This is a genomic window from Streptomyces sp. NPDC005803 (assembly GCF_040630435.1).
In the GTDB taxonomy this organism is placed as follows: Bacteria; Actinomycetota; Actinomycetes; order Streptomycetales; family Streptomycetaceae; genus Streptomyces.
The window spans coordinates 125043-143289 of record NZ_JBEXXO010000022.1; the positions used below are offsets into that span (position 1 = coordinate 125043).

Annotated in this window: 12 protein-coding genes; 10 read left to right on the plus strand and 2 right to left on the minus strand. The window is 71.1% G+C overall.

Annotation, left to right across the window (positions count from 1 at the left end; genetic code table 11):
* Nucleotides 1–146: 146 nt before the first annotated feature.
* Together ABZ454_RS28195 and ABZ454_RS28200 are read left to right on the plus strand one after the other, a co-directional pair.
* Nucleotides 147–3431 (plus strand): LamG-like jellyroll fold domain-containing protein, encoded by a 3285-nt coding sequence (locus tag ABZ454_RS28195; RefSeq protein ID WP_359542065.1) that lies wholly within the window; start codon nt 147–149, stop codon nt 3429–3431.
* 117 nt (nt 3432–3548) lie between these two features.
* Nucleotides 3549–4061 carry a GNAT family N-acetyltransferase gene (locus tag ABZ454_RS28200; protein ID WP_359542066.1) on the plus strand — a complete coding sequence of 171 codons (513 nt, stop codon included), beginning with the start codon at nt 3549–3551 and terminating at the stop codon, nt 4059–4061.
* Between the two features lie 73 nt (nt 4062–4134).
* On the opposite strand, the gene ABZ454_RS28205 is transcribed toward ABZ454_RS28200, so the two are convergent.
* Nucleotides 4135–6405, minus strand: coding sequence for an AbfB domain-containing protein (locus tag ABZ454_RS28205; RefSeq protein ID WP_359542115.1), 2271 nt, complete (start codon nt 6403–6405; stop codon nt 4135–4137).
* A gap of 166 nt (nt 6406–6571) precedes the next feature.
* Nucleotides 6572–9016: an RICIN domain-containing protein gene (locus tag ABZ454_RS28210; protein ID WP_359542068.1), complete on the minus strand. Its 2445-nt coding sequence runs from the start codon at nt 9014–9016 to the stop codon at nt 6572–6574.
* A 511-nt stretch (nt 9017–9527) separates the two neighbouring features.
* Here ABZ454_RS28210 and ABZ454_RS28215 point away from each other — a divergent pair.
* From ABZ454_RS28215 to ABZ454_RS28250, 8 genes are all read left to right on the plus strand, one after another.
* Nucleotides 9528–10613 (plus strand): ABC transporter substrate-binding protein, encoded by a 1086-nt coding sequence (locus ABZ454_RS28215; RefSeq protein ID WP_356319522.1) that lies wholly within the window; start codon nt 9528–9530, stop codon nt 10611–10613.
* Nucleotides 10614–10793: 180 nt separating this feature from the next.
* Nucleotides 10794–12479, plus strand: a complete 1686-nt coding sequence (locus tag ABZ454_RS28220) for a sugar ABC transporter ATP-binding protein (RefSeq protein WP_359542070.1) — start codon at nt 10794–10796, stop codon at nt 12477–12479.
* Nucleotides 12476–13450, plus strand: coding sequence for an ABC transporter permease (locus tag ABZ454_RS28225; protein WP_356319520.1), 975 nt, complete (start codon nt 12476–12478; stop codon nt 13448–13450). Before ABZ454_RS28220 ends, ABZ454_RS28225 begins: the two co-directional genes overlap by 4 nt.
* Nucleotides 13447–14484, plus strand: a complete 1038-nt coding sequence (locus ABZ454_RS28230) for an ABC transporter permease (RefSeq protein WP_359542072.1) — start codon at nt 13447–13449, stop codon at nt 14482–14484. The genes ABZ454_RS28225 and ABZ454_RS28230 overlap by 4 nt, the downstream gene beginning before the upstream one ends.
* Nucleotides 14485–14582: 98 nt before the next feature.
* Nucleotides 14583–15617 (plus strand): LacI family DNA-binding transcriptional regulator, encoded by a 1035-nt coding sequence (locus tag ABZ454_RS28235; RefSeq protein WP_359542073.1) that lies wholly within the window; start codon nt 14583–14585, stop codon nt 15615–15617.
* Between the two features lie 116 nt (nt 15618–15733).
* Entirely contained in the window at nt 15734–16813 is a 1080-nt protein-coding gene (locus ABZ454_RS28240) for an aldose epimerase family protein (RefSeq protein ID WP_359542074.1), read from the plus strand.
* Between the two features lie 65 nt (nt 16814–16878).
* Nucleotides 16879–17295, plus strand: coding sequence for a thioesterase family protein (locus ABZ454_RS28245; RefSeq protein ID WP_359542075.1), 417 nt, complete (start codon nt 16879–16881; stop codon nt 17293–17295).
* A 535-nt stretch (nt 17296–17830) separates the two neighbouring features.
* Nucleotides 17831–18199 (plus strand): helix-turn-helix transcriptional regulator, encoded by a 369-nt coding sequence (locus ABZ454_RS28250; protein WP_356319515.1) that lies wholly within the window; start codon nt 17831–17833, stop codon nt 18197–18199.
* Nucleotides 18200–18247 lie beyond the last annotated feature (48 nt).

Consider the following 18247-nt stretch of genomic DNA (forward strand, 5'->3'; position numbering starts at 1 on the left):
GGCCACGGATTTATATCGTTGAAAATTCTCCGTGCACGACTGTTGTTTTACGTTTGGTGCTGTGGCTCAATGTTCGATTATGTGCTGTGCCTCACAGGTTCGAGGCACGTGAGCTCTCTCGACAGGACGACGCCTTGAGACGACAAATGCCCCGGTCCCGCGCTGTTCTCAGAACGGTGGCCTGCGCCGCCGCACTCCTGATACCCGTCGGAGCCACCCTGGTCCCGGCGGCCGCGGCCACCCCGGCCGCCGCCGCCGGTGCCGCCTCCGCGACCACGTTCACGGCCGGCGATCCGGCCACCGCCGTCCACGGGCTGAAGGGTGAGTACTTCAGCATGTCCGCGCCCGGTGCGCGGGACTTCGCCAAGCTCGGCGGGGTCGCCCTCGACCCGCAGATCAACTTCCCCGGTCTCACCGGCACGTTCGAGTCCACCACCGGCCGGACCGAGAACACCACCGCCCGCTGGACCGGCGCCATCACGGCCCCCGAGGACGGCGACTACACCTTCGCCGCGAGCGGCGACAACGGCTTCCGGCTCTTCATCGACGGCCAGGTGGTCATCGATCACTGGGTGCCCGACTGGGACAACGAGCAGACCAGCAAGCCGGTCGCGCTCAAGGCCGGTGAGCCGCACGAGTTCAGGCTGGAGATGTTCCAGGACACCGGCGGTGCCAACATGTTCCTGCGCTGGTCGAGCGCGAAGCTCGCCAGGCAGATCGTGCCCGAGTCCGCCTTCACCCCGCCGGCCGGCTTCGAGGTCTACCCCGTCGGGCTGAGCGTCTCGGACGACGGGCTGAAGCTCCAGGCGACGTTCGACGACAAGGTCAGCGACTACGCGGCGCTGAAGGACCACCTCACGATCGAGGCCGACACCTCACCTATCCCGGTGAAGTCCGTCGCCCCGGTGCCCGGCGACCCCAAGGCGCTCCTCGTCACCCTGACCGGGCCGGTGCTCAAGGGCCAGCAGGTCAGGGTCGCGTACGACGGCGAGGCGGGCCTCCGGGCGGGCGGCGAGACCGTTCCGCAGATCAGCCGCAGTGCCCGCAACCTGTCCACGCACCGGCTGACCACCACCTGGGGCGACAAGGTCGACCGCGACCACCCGCTGCCGGAGTACCCCCGTCCGCAGCAGGTGCGCGACGACTGGAAGAACCTCAACGGCCCGTGGGAGTTCGCCGGAGCCGCGGCGGGCGAGCAGCCGGTCTTCGGCAAGACCCTCGGTGAGCGCATCACCGTGCCCTACCCCGTCGAGTCGCAGCTCTCCGGTCTCGAGCGCCACGAAGACCACATGTTCTACCGGAAGCTCGTCACCGTCCCGAAGAACTGGTCCGTCAAGGGCGACAAGGCCGGCAAGGACAAGGGCAACCGGCTGAAGCTCAACTTCGGCGCCGTCGACTACCAGGCGCGCGTCTGGGTCAACGGCAAGCAGGTCGCCGAGCACACCGGTGGTTACACCGCCTTCAGCGCGGACATCACCGACGCGGTCAAGGGCAGCGGGCCGCAGGAAATCGTCGTCGCGGTCACCGACACCACCGGAGCCGACCAGCCCACGGGCAAGCAGTCGGCCAACCCCGGCGGCATCTTCTACACCGCCTCCTCCGGTATCTGGCAGACGGTCTGGATGGAGCCCGTCGCCCCGGCAGCCGTCGACTCCCTGACGACCACCCCCGACATCGACAAGGGCCGGCTCGCCCTGACGGTCAACTCCGAGGACGCCTCGGAGTCCGCCCGGATCACCGCCGTCGCCCGCGACAAGAAGGGCAAGGTCGTCGGCCGGATCACCGGCCCGGCCAACCACGAGCTGAGCCTGCCGGTCGCGAAGCAGCACCTGTGGACGCCCGACGACCCCTACCTGTACGACCTGGAGGTCACCCTCAAGGACGGACGGTCCAAGGACACCGTCGACAGCTACTTCGGCATGCGCTCGTTCGGCGTCGCCGAGGTCGGCGGGTACCAGAAGCTGGTGCTCAACGGAAAGCCGTTCTTCTCCCTCGCCCAGCTCGACCAGGGCTTCTACCCCGACGGCCTGAACACGGCGCCCAGCGACTCCGCCCTGGTCTTCGACCTGAAGGCGCAGAAGGACCTGGGCTTCAACTCCGTCCGCAAGCACATCAAGGTCGAGCCCGCGCGCTGGTACTACCACGCCGACCAGCTGGGTCTGCTGGTGTGGCAGGACTTCGTCTCCGGCAACCTCACCAACGAGAAGGGCCACAAGGCCTTCCTCGACCAGGGGGCCGAGATGATGCGGCAGTTGCACAACTACCCGTCGATCGGCGCCTGGATCGTCTTCAACGAGGGCTGGGGCGAGTGGGACCGCACCGAGACCGGCAAGATCACCGAGCAGGTCCAGGCCGCCGACCCCTCGCGCGTCGTCAACGCCCACAGCGGTGTCAACTGCTGCAACTCCAAGGGTGACTCGGGCAAGGGCGACATCATCGACCACCACGACTACAACAACACCGACCCGGCCTTCCCGGACGCCGGCCGCGCGGCGATGGACGGAGAGCACGGCGGCTTCACCCTGCGGATGCCCGGGCACATGTGGCCCGGCGCGCCCACCGCGATCTACAGCGGTGTCGCGGACAAGGCGGCCCTGACCGCCAAGTACGTCGAGAACACCCGCACGCACTACCTGGAGGCGGCCGGCGCCGAACTCTCCGGCTCCATCTACACCCAGGTGACCGACCTGGAGAACGAGCTCAACGGGCTCTGGACGTACGACCGCCGCGAGATCAAGGTCGACCCCGCCCAGGTGCGGAAGATCAACCTGGAGGTCATCGCCGCAGGCGCGGCCGCGGGCGAACGGGACGAGATCAAGGGCGGCGGCGCCTGGGCCCTCGACGAGAACAAGGGGACCGTGGCCGCCGACAGCGGGCCGAACCACAAGGACCTCACCCTCTCCGCGGGGGCGTCCTGGACGGCCGGAGTGCGGGGCTCGGCGCTGAAGTTCAACGGCCAGGGCCAGTACGCGCAGACCGACGGCCCGGTCGTCGACACCACCGGTGACTACACCGTGTCGGCCTGGGCCTCGCTGGACGCGCTTCCCGGCAACTACGCCACCGTCGTCAGCCAGGACGGCCGGCGCCAGGAGAACCCGTTCTATCTCCAGTACGGCCAGGGCGCGTTCGCCTTCTCCACCCCGGGCGCCCACCGGGCCCGGCTGGAGATGACGCCGGAGCTCGGCCGGTGGTACCACCTCGTCGGCGTCCGCAGCGGTGACGAGATCAAGCTGTACGTCGACGGCGAGCTCGCCGCGACCGCGGCGGCCGGGACCGCCGATGTCAGCACCGGAGCGCTGTCCGTGGGCCGCGCCAAGTGGTCGGGCGGGAACACCGACTTCTGGAACGGTTCCGTCGACCAGGTCGCGGTGTACGACAAGGCGCTGACGGCCGACGAGGTGAGCGCGCTGCACGACACCGAGCAGCCGTAGCCGACAGCTTCCCGGTGAAGCGCTGAACAACTGGACGCTGCCTGCTGCCGCCCCCGCGGCAGCAGGCAGCGGCATGCGCCCCGACCGGAGCCCGGGGCGCTGTGTGAGGATCGAGGAATGGGAGAGCCGCACATCCGTCACCGACGCGACGACGACCTGAAGGCCTGCGTCGAGGCATTGGCCACCGTTCACGAAGCGGACCGTTACCCCGCCGAGTGGCCGGCCGACCCGGGAGGCTGGCTGACGCCCGACCGCATGCTCGACGCCTGGGTGGCGGTGGAGGGCGCGGACGTCCTGGGCCATGTGGCGCTGACCCGCACCGACGACGCCCTGGCCGCGGACGCGGGGCTCGCGCAGGACGAACTCGCCTCGGTGGCACGGCTGTTCGCCACGGCGTCGGCCCGCCGGCGCGGCGTGGCGCGTGCGCTGCTGGCCACCGCGACGGCAGCCGCGGCCGCCGAGGGTCTGCGGCTGGTCCTGGAGGTGGAGGACGGCGGCGGCGCCGCCATCGCCCTCTACGAACGCGCCGGATGGCGTCATGCCGGCACCCGCGCCGGCGACTGGACGACGGCCGACGGACGGACGGCGCTGCTGCACACCTATGTGGCCCCGGCGGGAGGGGACGCGTGAGACGACCGACGGCCCGGCCACGACGCGGTCGCGTCGCACCGGGCCGTGGCCGTGACGGGGAGCCGTGCTCAGCTCACGGCGCCCAGGGCGCCTCCACCGCCCACGTGGTGTCCTCGGTGAACGTCGCCGGGTTGTCCCAGGCGTGCGTTCCGCCCGGCGTGGCCAGCCACACCTCCGAGTCGATGTGGCGCAGATAGCTGCCGGGCAGATTGGCGCTGGACAGCCGCACCCCTCCCGTACCGGCGACGGCGCACCAGGTGGCGTCGGCCCTGAACAGGGCCGAACCGTCGTCGGCGTCCCGCCGGACCCGGAAGTTCTGGTGCCGGAGGTACTCGCCGGGATAGTTGCGGGACTCCAGCGAGTAGCAGTTGCCGTTGGCGAGGCCGGCGACGATCCTCCACGTGGCGTCGTTCTTGAGCAGCGCGCTGCTCGCGCCGTCGACGACCGCGGTGAAGGCCAGCCCGTCCTGGTGGCGCAGGTACTTGTCGGTGTACCCGGGCGTGGTGACCCGCAGGGACTTGTACTGCCCGGTGGGCAGGGTCACCGGGGGAGCGGGGTTCTTCGAGGCGTTGATGAGGGCCTGGTTGGCCGCCTTCACCCGGGCGGTGTCCACCTTCACGACCTGGCGGTCGTAGGTGAGCAGACCGTTCGCCTCGTTCTCCACATCGGTGATCTCCGTGTACACGGAGGCGGAGAGGCCCGCGGGCAGCTGACCGGTACGGATGCTGTCGAGCAGACCGACGAACCGGTTGTTCAGCGCGGAGACGCTCGCCTGGTCCTCGTAACTGAAACCGCCGCCGGGGTACCACTCGTGTCCGGGGACCTTGTAGCCGAGTCCGCCGAACTCCCCGAGCACGGCTGCCCGGGTCGCTGTCGGGGCGGTGTTGCCGGGGCCGACGTAGATGTGGTTGTCGATCACGTCCCCGTTGCCGCCGTCCACCGACCCGCAGCAGTTGACGCCGCTCATGTTGTTCACCAGCCGCGACGGGTCGTACGCCTTCACGTCACTGGCGATGCGCGCTTGGTCGTACTGCCCCCAGCCCTCGTTCTGGTCCACCCACATGACCAGTGAGGGCGAGCTGCGGTGCTGGTCGATGACGGCGTGGTACTCGGCCTCCCACTGGGTGCGGGCCGCCGTGGCGGGACTCTTGCCGGTGTCCATGGCGGGCATGTCCTGCCAGACCAGGAGCCCCAGCTTGTCGGCCCAGTAGAACCAGCGCTGCGGTTCGACCTTGATGTGCTTGCGGACCATGTTGAAGCCGAGGTCCTTGTGCGCCTGGAGGTCCGACTTGAGGGCCGCGTCGGTCGGCGCGGTGTAGATGCCGTCGGGCCAGTAGCCCTGGTCCAGCGTGCCGGTCTGGAAGACGAACTTCCCGTTCAGGACCGGGCGCAGGATGTTGTCCACCTTCGCCACGGCGATCGAGCGCATGCCCGCGTAACTGCCCACCGCGTCGGTGACGGCCGATCCGTCGAGCAGCTCCGCCTTCACGTCGTACAGGAACGGGTCGTCCGGACTCCACAGCCGGGCGTTCGGAACCGGTACGGCGATCTCGGCGCCCACGGTCCCGGTGGCGGTGCCGACCACGGTGCCGCCGCTGGAGACGGTGATCCGGGCACTGCGGCCGGCCGCGGAAGCGGCCTGCGCCGTGACCCGCAGCGTGCTGTCGCCGAGCCTCGGAGTCATGTCCAGGCGGGTGAGGTGGGCCGCCGCGACCGGCTCCAGCCAGACCGTCTGCCAGATGCCGGACGCCGCCGTGTAGAAGATGCCGCCGCCGCTGTGGGGCCGTACGTCGTTGATGCGCTGCTTGCCGACGGCCTGGCCGCCGGTCTGTGTCGGGTCGTAGACGGAGACCACGACCGTGTTCGTCCCGCCGTTGAGCCGCGGTGTGATGTCGTACGCGAACGAGTCGTAGCCGCCCTTGTGCGCCCCGACCTGGGTGCCGTTGACCCAGACCGTGGTCTGCCAGTCGGAAGCGCCGAAGTTGAGCTCGACCCGGCGGCCGCTCCAGTCGGCGGGCACGGTGAAGGTGCGCTTGTACCAGAGCTTGTCGTTCTCGGTGATCTTCCGCTGGATGCCCGAGAGCGCCGACTCCGCGACGAACGGCACCCGGATCTGATCGGGGAACGACGCCGGCTGCCCGGCGTCCCGGCCGGTCACCGCGAAGTCCCAGAGGCCGTTGAGGTTCGCCCAGTCGGGCCGCGTCAGCTGGGGGCGCGGGTACTCGGGAAGCGGCTTGTCGACCGGGACCTGGCCGGTCCACGGTGTCGTCATGGGAGAGGGCTTCGGCGCCCAGGCGGCGGCGCCGGCCGGCGCCGAGCCGATCCCGGTCAGTGCGGTGGACACCAGCGCCAGCAGCCCGGTCGTGGCGATCGCCCGTCTCCACCACGGCCTTCGGCCGGGCACACGTAAACGGCTCATCGGTTCGTCTCCTTCGTTCGGTTCGGCCCCGGGACGGGGAAACTCCCCGCGCCGGGTGGCGCGGGGAGCGGTGCCAGATGGCGTGGAACGGTCAGAGGAGCTGCCAGAGGTGGTCGTCGGTGCCGTTGTCGTCGAACTGGACGACGTGGGCGCTGTCGGCGGTGGACATGGTGTCGACGCCGAGGACCTTTCCGGAGTGGCGGTTGCGGATGCGGTACCAGCCGTCGCCGTCCGGGACGAGCTGCCAGAGGTGGTCGTCGGTGCCGTTGTCGTCGAACTGGACGACGTGGGCACTGTCGGCCGTGGACATGTTGTCGACGCCGAGGACCTTTCCGGAGTGGCGGTTGCGGATCCGGTACCAGCCGTCGCCCTCGGGGACGAGCCGCCAGTCGTGGTCGTCGGTGCCCGTGTCACCGAACTGGACGACGTGGGCGCTGTTGGCGGTGGACATGGTGTCGACGCCGAGGACCTTTCCGGAGTGCTGGTTGCGGATCCGGTACCAGCGGTCGGAGAGCCAGGGCTGAGCGCCCGGATCGGCCGTGGGGAACGAGGTGATGCGCAACCGCGCCGCCCCCATGGGGACGAGCGTGATCTCCTCCACCGGCTCGGTGCTGCGGGCCGGGCCGTCCTGGAGCGGGGCGACGACGTGCTCGGCGTCCGCCGTCCACTCCGGTATCCGGCGGGCCTTCGCGGTCATGGTCAGCGGCGTGCCGTCGAGGGTGAACGGGTTGGCGTCCTTCGCGCGGCGGACGGTGCGGTGGCGCAGCGAGGCGGCAGGCTTCCGGTCGTCGAGGACGAGCCCGTAGTTCCACGGACTCGTGGCGTGCACCGCGTACTCCGGGAACTGTTCGGTGCCGCCGATGCGCTCGTACTCCTCACCGATCCGCAGGGAGTAGGTGAGCGGGCCGCGGTCCACGCTGACGGCGCCGTGGTTGTGGTCCCAGGTGCGGACCGTGGTCTTCTGCGGAAAGCGCAGGGTCACCGTGTCGCCGTCCGCCCAGGTGCGGTCGATCCGGGTGAAGGCCGGCCCGGCGGGGGCATCGACCGGACGCCCGGCGATTTTGATCTCCGGGCTGTCGCACCAGGCGGGAACGCGCAGCACCAGCGGGAAGCGCAGGCGCTTCGGTGACTTCAGGGTCAGGGTGACCGTGTCCGTGAACGGATAGCCGGTCTCCTCCGTGAAGGTGACCTCGGTGCCGTCCGCGACCTTCGCGGTGACCTCGCAGCTCGCGTACATCGCGGCGGCGAGGCCCCCGTCGGGGGTGGCGAGCCACAGCTCCTCGGTGAAGTAGGGCCAGCCCATGCCGTAGTTGTGCGGGCAGCAGCGGTACTGGTCGACGCCGGGCAGGAACGCCTGCATGGCGAAGCCGTTCTGGAACTGCCGGTCCCTCTTGGGGGCGTTGTCCAGATCGACGCTGTTGGCGCTGGTGATGTAGTGGACCGCCTTGCCCGACGGGTCGAGCGAGGCGGGCAGCGAGTTGAAGGCCAGCTCCTCGCAGCGGTCGGCCCACAGCGGATCACCGGTGATCCGGGTCAGCAACTGGTGGCTGGCCATGAACTCGACGATGCCGCACGTCTCGAAGCCCTGCCGGGGGTCGCCGTGCCCGGGGCGCGCGTTCTCGTCCCCGGCGAAGCCGCCACCGGGGAACTGCCCGTACTGGTCCATCGCCTTGGCGTAGGTTCCGTACGTGTCGCGGGTGTCCTGGTCCGAACCGCTGCGCAGCGCGTACTGGGCCGGCTCGCGGAAACCCTGCGCGATGTTGACGTTGTGCGGGTTGACCAGGTTGTCGCCCCAGTCGGCGCCGTTGGCGTGGATCTTGTCGGCGAGGTCCAGCAGGAAGCCGTCACCGGTGCGGTTGTAGAGCCAGAACACGCTGTCCAGCCCGTCGCCCCAGCGCAGGGCGATCCAGCTGGTGTTGAACGCGCCCGGCCCCTGGGCGTTCATGAAGCGGAAGAACCGGCTGAGGAAGGGGATGACACGGGTGTCGCCGCAGTACTCCTGCCATGAGCGCAGGGCCTGCACCAGCGGCAGGAAGGGCCAGAAGTCCGGGCCGCCGTTCAGGGACGTGCGCAGCTGCTTCGGGCCGAAGAAGCCGTCGGACTGCTGGGTGGTGAGGATCGCGTCGAACCAACGGCGCACGGCGGCGAGGGCCTTGGCGTCGCCGGTCACGATCGCGAGGTCGGTGTACCCGCGCAGCCAGTACGGGACCTCCTCCCAGCCGCCGAGTTCGGGGCGGACCCAGCCGGTGTCCGTGAAGTCGAGGAAGTGCGAGAACTCCTCGTAACGGCCGCACAGTCCCTCCAGCTGGAGCTTCAGCTGTCCGGCCAGCCAGCCGCGCGCGGTGACGCGGCCGGGCGGCAGCCTCAGGAACGCGGTCGGGTGCAGCGGGGCGGCGTTGGGGGAGTAGTGACCGCCGTGGGCCGGCTTCACCCGGTGCCCGGCCGCCGTCGCGGTGGCGGCCCAGCGGCCGGACGCGGCAGTGGCGGCGACGGCGGCCAGCGCACCGGCCATGAGGTGTCTGCGGTTCAGGGGCATGAGGGCTCCTGCTCTCGGCCGGCCGGCGGGGCCTCCGGCTCGGTGACGGCACATGGGACGTGCGGGAGATGCCGTGGCGGCCGCCGGCCCGGGGCCGGTCCCGGAGGCGCGCACGGTACGGCACGCCGTCGCGACCGGAGGGGTGGCGCGGCAACGTGCTTGCAACGTTGGAAAATTGGGTACCGGCGGTATGACAGCACGGCGTCAGGCGGCTGTCCAGGGGTACGGCGGCAACTGCCGGGCGGGAGCGGCCCGCTGGCGCCGCGCGACTCCGACACATTTTGGAAACGCATCGACCACGCTCTTGCCGCCTGCGCCACAGCGCCTATATAACGTTGTAAACCGAGCCGCCGAGAGGCCGCGCAGACTCTCACGACCACCGTTCGTGCAGCTAGGCGGGTCGTGAGGAATGCAGTGACATCAGCCGCCGAGCGGCAGCCGATGCATCGTCCAGCCATGCCCGACCGCACGCCCGTCGGCGTGCCGTCATCCCGCCAAGGAGCTCCCGCGCATGATCATCCAGCGCCGAACCCGTACTCTCGCCGTGGCCTGCCTCCTCGCCGCCACCGCCACGCTGGCCGCCTCCGGCTGCTCCAAGTCGGAGACCTCGGACACCGCGACCACCGACAGCAGCCAGGGCGCGCAGGCGGCCAAGACCCCGGAGTCCTCCTCCGGTGCGGGCTGCTCGCTGCAGACCTACGGCGCGCCGAAGCTGGACCTGAAGAACGCCGTGGTCGGCTTCTCCCAGTCGGAGAAGGAAGCCAACCCGTTCCGGATCGCCGAGACCCAGTCCATCAAGGACGAGGCCAAGAAGGTCGGCGTCAAGAAGCTGCTCACCACCAACGCCCAGTCGCAGTTGTCCAAGCAGATCAGCGACATCCAGGACATGCTGTCCCAGGGCGCCCAGTTCCTCATCGTCGCCCCGCTGAACTCCGACGGCCTGGAGCCGGCGCTGAAGGCCGCCGCCGCCAAGAAGGTCCCGGTCCTCACCATCGACCGCAAGGTCAACTCCACCGCCTGCAAGGACTACGTGGCCTTCCTCGGCTCCGACTTCGTCGAGCAGGGCAAGCGCGCCGCGGACGCGATGATCAAGGCGACCGGCGGCAAGGGCAAGGTCGCCATCCTCCTCGGCGCCTCCGGCAACAACGTCACCACCGACCGCACCAAGGGATTCGTCGACCAGCTGAAGGCCCAGGCCCCCGGCCTGGAGATCGTCGCCCAGCAGACCGGTGAGTTCGCCCGCGACAAGGGCCAGCAGGTCATGGAGCAGCTCATCCAGTCCAAGCCCGACATCACCGCCGTCTACGCGGAGAACGACGAGATGGGCCTCGGCGCCGTCACCGCTTTGAAGGCCGCCGGCAAGAAGCCCGGCAAGGACGTCAAGATCGTCTCCGTCGACGGCACCCGCAACGCCGTCCAGGCCCTGGTCAACGGCGAGTACAACGCCGTCATCGAGTCGAACCCGCGCTTCGGTCCGCTGGCCTTCGCGACCGCCCAGAAGTTCTACGGCGGCGAGGAGATCCCGGAGAACGTCATCATCACCGACCGCGCCTACGACGAGTCCAACGCCAAGGCCTCGCTCGGCGGCGCGTTCTGACCGAGTCCCGCCCCACCTGCCCGGATCCCGGCGGCCGGGCGGCCGGCCCGGCCGCGTACCGATCGGTGCGCGGCCGCCGGACCGGACCCGGACCCGCCGGACCCACCGCCGTGACGCGCCACCCGGCACGGCGGTCCTCCGGGCCCACACCCCTGGAAGAGCGGAAGGCCAAGAACAGCCATGGCACCACCCGAAGCAGTACCGCAGCCGCCGCAGCCGGCCGCCGACGCGAAGGAGGCATCCGCGGCGGGCGCCGACGCGCAGCCGGGCTCCGCGCCTGCCGCTGACGCGCGGCCGGACTCCGCGACGGCCGCGGGCGTCCTCGAAGCCCGCTCGGTGAGCAAGCGCTTCCCGGGCGTCGTCGCCCTCGACGATGTCTCCTTCACCCTGCGTGCCGGGGAGACCCACGCACTCGTGGGCGAGAACGGGGCCGGGAAGTCCACCTTGATCAAGGTCCTGACCGGCGTCTACCAGCCGGACGAGGGCGAACTGCGGCTGGCCGGGCACCAGGCGGTCTTCGCGCGGCCGTTCGAGGCGCAGCAGGCGGGCATCTCCACGATCTACCAGGAGGTGAACCTCGTCCCGCTGATGAGCGTGGCGCGCAACATCTTCCTCGGCCGGGAGCCCAAGAACCGGTTCGGCCTCATCGACTTCGCCCGGATGCACCGCGAGACGACCGAGCTGCTCGACGGCTTCGGCGTGCGTGTCGATCCGAAGCGCCCCCTGCACACCCTGGGCATCGGCACCCAGCAGATGGTCGCGCTGGCCCGCGCCGTCTCGGTCAACGCCCAGGTCGTCATCATGGACGAGCCCACCTCCTCGCTGGAGCCGCGCGAGGTGGAGACCCTCTTCCGGGTCATCGAGGACCTGCGCGCACGCGGCATCGCCGTGCTCTACGTCAGCCACCGCATGGACGAGCTCTACCGGATCTGCGACCGCGTCACCGTGCTCCGCGACGGCCGGCACATCCACACCGGGGACCTCGCCGACCTCGACCGTATGCAACTCGTCTCGATGATGCTCGGCCGCGACATGGCCGAGGTCCGCCGCTCCGGCCTCACCGGCTTCGGCTCCGAGGGCCACGACGCCGCCCGCACCCCCGTCCTCACCGCGACCGGCCTCTCCCGCAACCACCAGCTCCACGACATATCCCTGTCGTTGTACGCGGGCGAGGTGCTCGGCCTCGGCGGGCTCCTCGGCTCCGGCCGCAGCGAGACCGCGAAGGCCCTGGCCGGCGCGCTCGCCCTGGACTCAGGCGAACTGAGCGTCGGCGGACGCACCCTGCGCCGCCTCACCTCCGCCGGCGCCATCCGGGCGGGCATCAGCCTGCTGCCCGAGGACCGCAAGGCCGAGGGCATCGTGCCCGGCCTCTCCGTCCGCGAGAACATCGTGCTGGCCGCGATGCCCCGCCTCTCCCGCGCCGGCATCGTCTCCCGCGCCAAGCAGGACCGCATCGTCGACATCTTCATGAAGCGGCTGCGGATCAAGGCCGCGAGCCCCGAGCAGAAGGTCGGAGAGCTCTCCGGAGGCAACCAGCAGAAGGTCCTGCTGGCCCGCTGGCTCTGCCTGGAGCCCAAGGTCCTGCTGCTCGACGAACCCACCCGCGGCATCGACGTCGGTGCCAAGGCCGAGGTCCAGAGCCTCATCGACGAGCTCGCCCGCGAGGGCCTCGCCGTCCTGCTCATCTCCTCCGACATCGAGGAGCTCATCGAGGGCGCGGACCGCATCGTCGTCCTGCGCGGCGGCGCGGTCGCGGGCGAACTGGCGGGTGACGAGGTGGCCGAGAGCCACCTGCTGGAAGTACTCGCCGACCACTCACCGGCACCCGCAGGGAAGGCGCCGGGCACCGAGGAGGACCCCCGATGACCCAGGCCGCAGTCTCCGCCCCCGCAGCCCGGCCGCTGGCCCGGCTGCGCGACCCCGCCTGGTACCAGGAGTACGGCGTCTACCTCGCCGTTGCGGTGGTCCTCCTCTTCAACGCCCTGTTCACCGAGCACTTCATGACCGCGGACAACCTCCGCACCCAGCTCGTGCAGGTCGCCCCCATCGTCATCGTCGCCCTCGGCATGGCGCTCGTGATCGGCACCGAGGGCGTCGACCTCTCCGTGGGTTCGACCATGGCGCTGGCCACCGCCCTGCTGCCGCTCTACCTCGGCTACGGACTGGTGCCCGCCCTGGTCATGGCGCTCCTCGCCGGTGCCGTCGTCGGAGCGATCAACGGCTCACTGGTCTCCCTCGTCGGGCTCCAGCCGATCGTCGCGACCCTCGCCCTGTTCGTCGGCGGCCGGGGCCTGGCCCTGGTCATGGCGGACGGTCAGCTCAAGCAGATCGTCAACCCCGACCTGCTCTCGCTCGGCACCGGATCCTTCCTCGGCATCCCGCTGGTCGTGCTCATCGCCGCGGTCCTCGCGGTCGCCGTCGCCTTCCTGGTCCAGCGCACCACCTTCGGCCGCCAGGTCGTCGCGATCGGCGGCAACCGGTCAGCGGCCGCCCTCGCCGGGCTGCCCGTGCGGCGCGTGCTCATCGGCGTGTACGTGCTCTGCGGGGTGCTGGCCGCGCTGGCGGGCATCCTCGCCACCGCCCGGCTCACCGCCAGCGACCCCTCCTCGCTCGGCACCCTCATGGAACTCTCCGCCATCACCGCGGTCGTGGTCGGGGGCACCCCGCTCAACGGCGGCTCCATCCGGGTGCTCGGCACGGTCGCCGGCGCCCTGCTGATGCAGCTGCTGCGCGCCACCCTCGTCAAGCACGACCTGCCCGACTCCACCGCACAGATCGCCCAGGCGGCCATCATCATCGCCGCCGTCTACGTCGCCCGGGAGCGTCGGTCCCGATGAACCACACCTCACCCGCCCCCGTGGCCCAGGCCCCGCGCAAGGCACCGGCTGCGGCCGGCGCCGGCACGCCCCGCCCCCCGGCCGGGCAGCGCATCGCCGAACTCCTCCAGCGTCAGGGCGTGCTCGCGGTCCTGCTCACGGTCGTGATCATCGCGTCCTTCGTCTACCCGACGTTCGCCACCCTGGACAACGCCCGCGGCGTGACCATCCAGGCGTCGTTCCTCGCCGTCGTCGCCCTCGGCATGACCATGGTCATCATCACCGGCGGCATCGACCTGTCCGTCGGATCGGTCTTCGCCCTCGGCGGGGTGCTCGCCGCCTGGGCCTCGCAATGGGGATTCCTGGCCGCCCTGTTCGTCCCGCTCGTGGTGTGCGGTGCGATCGGACTGCTCAACGGCTTCCTCGTGGCCCGCGCCGGGATGGCGCCCTTCATCGTCACGCTCGCCACCCTGCTGGGGGCGCGCGGCCTGCTCCTCGCGTTCACCGACGAGGGCGCCACCACCTATCTCGTCCCCAAGGGCTCCGCCTTCGCCGACCTCGGACAGGGCAGCGTCCAGGGCTTCGGCTACCCCATCCTGATCGCCCTGGCGCTGTTCGGCATCGGCGGCCTGCTCCTGCAGCGCACCTCGTTCGGACAGACGCTCTTCGCGGTCGGCGGCAGCAGCGACGCGGCCACGCTGATGGGCCTGCCCGTCGCCCGCACCAAGATCCTCGTCTACACGCTCAGCGGGCTGCTGGCCGGACTCGCCGGAGCGCTCAACGCCGCCAGGCTCTCCTCCGGCGTCACCATCGTCGGCGTGGGCATGGAGCTCGACGCGATCTCCGCCGTCGTCATCGGCGGAACCCTCCTGATCGGCGGCGCCGGATCGATCAGCGGCACGCTCTGGGGCGTACTGCTGCTGGCCGTCATCCAGAATCTGATCAACCAGATCGGCTCGCTGAACTCCTCGTACCAGTCGGTCGTCAGCGGAGGTTTCCTTATCGTTGTCGTCGTGGCCCAGCGCTATCTGGCGCGCAGCCGCAGAACCACCTGAAACGGTGCCGGGGCCCGCCGCCCCGGCACCGTTCGAGCCGAACCGGCGGAGCCGGGCCACCGCGCGTCAACGCGCGACCAGTCGATCCAGGGAGTGCCGTGGGCGTCAGCCTCAAGGACGTTGCGCAACGGGCGGGCGTGTCCATCAAGACCGTGTCGAACGTGGTGAACAACTATCAGCACGTCACACCGAAGATGCGGGCCAAGGTGCAACAGGCCATCGACGAGCTCGGCTACCGGCCGAACCTCACCGCGCGCCATCTGCGCAAGGGCCGCACCGGCATCATCGCCCTCGCCGTCCCCGAGTTCGGCAACCCGTACTTCGCGGAACTGGCCGGAGAGGTCGTCGACGCCGCCGCCCGGCACGACTACACCGTGCTGGTCGACCACACCGGCGGCCTGCGGGAGAAGGAGCTCCTGGTCAGTCAGGGGTTCCGGTCCCACGTGATCGACGGCCTCATCCTCAGCCCGATCCATCTGGAGACCGAGGACCTGATGGCGCGCACCGAGACCGCGCCCCTGGTGCTGCTCGGCGAGCGTGAGTACGAGGCTCCGTACGACCACATCGCCATCGACAACGTGGCGGCGTCCCGCGAGGCCGTGCGCCACCTCATCGACCACGGCCACCGCCGGATCGCCTTCCTCGGCTCGCGCACCGGACGCGAACGCCAGCCGGCCCACCTGCGGCTGCGCGGCTGGCGCGAGGAACTCGCCGCCGCGGGCATCGAGGCGGACGAGTCGCTCGTCGTGGTCACCGACGGCTACGGCCGCGAGGACGGGGCCACCGCCATGGCCGCGCTCCTGGACCGCGGAGAACGCCCCGACGCGGTGTTCGCGTACAACGACCTCATCGCCATCGGCGCGATGCGCACCCTCTTCGCACGAGGTCTGCGCATCCCCGAAGACGTGGCCGTCGTCGGGTTCGACGACATCGAGGAGAGCCTCTACGGAGCCACCACCCTCACCACGGTGGCCCCCGACAAGGAGGCGATCGCCCGGCTGGCCGTCGACAGCCTCGTCGAGCGGCTCTCCGGCGACCCGGTGTCCGAACCCCGGCGGCCCCGGCCCGGCTACCGGCTCGTCGTCCGCGAATCCACCGTCCCGCGCCCTCCCGCCCGGAGCGCCGGACCGTAGACCGCGGCGCCGGACTCCGCTCGTCCGCAACGGAGTCCGGCTACAGCCCCCAGGGCCTGACACCCCTCCTTCGTCCGTCCGCTCGTCCGCTCGTCCGCTCGTCCCAAGGATCTCTGATGCCTCGCCCCACCGTGAACCGCAAACCGTTCGGCGCCCACGGGCCCACGGACGTCGATGTCTGGACGCTCGACTCCGGTACCGGAGTCAGGGCCGAGATCCTCACCTACGGCGGCATCCTGCACCGTCTCACCGTGCCCGACACCCAAGGAGCGTCCGCCTCGGTCGTGCGGTCGCTCGCCTCCCTCGACGACTACACGGGCAAGAACCCGTTCTTCGGCGCCCTCATCGGCCGCTTCGCCAACCGCATCGCGCACGGCCGCTTCACCCTCGACGGGGCGACCTACCACATCCCGGCCAACGACCGGGGCCACGCCCTGCACGGCGGCCCCGAGGGCTTCCACACCCGCGTCTGGCAGGCCGCCGGCGAGGCCACCGACACGGCCGCCGCGCTCCGGCTCACCCTGCACAGCCCGGACGGCGACATGGGCTTCCCCGGCGCGCTGGACGTCGCCGTGACGTACACCCTCGACAGGGCGGGCACCCTCGCCCTCGACTACACCGCCACCACGGACCGCCCCACCGTCGTCAACCTCACCAACCACGCCTACTTCGACCTCGCCGCCCAGGGCGACATCCGCGGACACACGCTCCAGGTGGACGCCGGCAGCTACCTCCCCGTCGACGACGAAGGCATCCCGGAAGGCCCCGCCGCCGCGGTGCGCGCCACCCCGTTCGACCTGACCACCCCGCGCACCGTCGGAGAGCGCATCACGCTGCCGGACGAGCAGCTGCGCCGAGCCGGCGGCTTCGACCACTGCTGGGTCCTCGACGGGCCCGGCACACCGGCCGGCCTGCGCCGGGCCGCCCGGCTCACCGCCCCCCGCGCCGAGCGGGTCATGGAGGTGTGGACCACCGAACCGGGCATCCAGGTCTACACCGCCAACCAGCTGGACGGCACCCTGGCCGACCCCGACGGCGGGCGCCACGAACGCCACAGCGCCGTCTGCCTGGAGACCCAGCACCTGCCCGACTCGCCCAACCGCCCCGGCCTCCCCGGCACCGTCCTGCGCCCGGACGGCGTCTTCTCCAGCCGCACCGAGCTGCGGTTCCCCCACCTGACAGCGGCGAAGGACTGAACCGCTGCGCCACCCGGGCGGGCCGGTGCGGGAATGCGGGAACAGGCCGGGCCGTTCCGACGTTCATGACCTTCTTCGTTGACGTGACGGTACGGGGCTACGAGCTCGACACGCAGGGCCATCTCAACCAGGCCGTCTACCTCCAGTACGCCGAGCACGCGCGCTGGGAGCTGCTGCGGGCCGCCGGGCTGCCCCAGGAGAAGCTGCTGGCGGACGGCGTGGGGCCCGTCGCGCTGGAGGTCACCATCAAGTTCCGCAAGGAACTGCGGGGCGGGGAACGGGTGCGGGTGTCCTGCCGGTTCGACTACGGGCAGGGCAAGACGTTCACGGTCGCCCAGCAGATCCTCAAGGAGGACGGGACGGTGGCGGCCGAGATCACGGGCGTGGCCGGCGTCCTCGACCTGACGACGCGCCGGCTCGTGCCCGACCCGGCCGGCCGGCTCGCCTCCCTCGCCAAGGACCCGGAGCTGCTGAGCGGCTGACCGGGGGTCAGCGGGGCTGCCGGCCCGCCGCCAGGGAGGCCCCCGCCTTCCGGAGGCGGGCCGGCCGGACGCAGGGGGTCGTCGCCGGCATGAGCCGCGGGAGCACCAGGGAGCGGCCGGACCCGCCGAACTGCTCGTAGAAGCGACGCGCCGGTTCGCCCGCCGCCAGGGCAGCGGTGAGACCGGCCGGAACGGCGGCCCTGCTCCGCGGGGGGCTGGCCGCCTCCGCCCGACCGCCCGACCGCCCGACCGCCCGACCGCCCGACCGCGCGCCCGCCCGCCCGACCGACCGCCCGCCCGACCGCCCGCGCGAGCCGCCTCGACCTCCGCGAGGCCGGACTCGCGCATCCGCCCGGCGGGCGTTCTCCGGAGTGTCCGACATCCGGCTGCGCCTCCTGAGGCCCGGGCCCGTGCCGTGCGACGACGCCAGGCCAGGCAGTCTTCAGGCCGGATCCTGTCCTGTCGCGCATGCGTCGAACTACGACGGGCCTCGTATCATGGGGAGCCCCGGACACAGCGACGATGCGGAGCGACCGTGACCCCTGCCAGCGCCACAGACCCCGCGGCCGGCGCGCGTACGCTGGCTCACCCGGCGCGGGACGAGATCAGGCTCGAGGCGGTCCTGCACGCGCTCGCGGATCCGGTGCGGCTGTGCGTGGTCCGCGAACTGGCCGCTGCCGACGCCGAACTCACCTGCTCGCGGTTCGACCTCCCCGTCACCAAGTCCACCAGCACGCATCACTTCCGGGTGCTCCGCGAGAGCGGCATCGTCCAGCAGATCTATCGGGGAACGGCCAAGATGAACGGGCTGCGGCGCGAGGATCTGGAGGCGCTCTTCCCCGGGCTGCTCGACCGCGTACTCGAAGCGGCGAACCTCCAGGCAGGCCGCCTCGGCGAGGGCTGACCACCCAGGGCCACGGGAGGCCGCCCGCGGACACGGTGAGACCGCCCG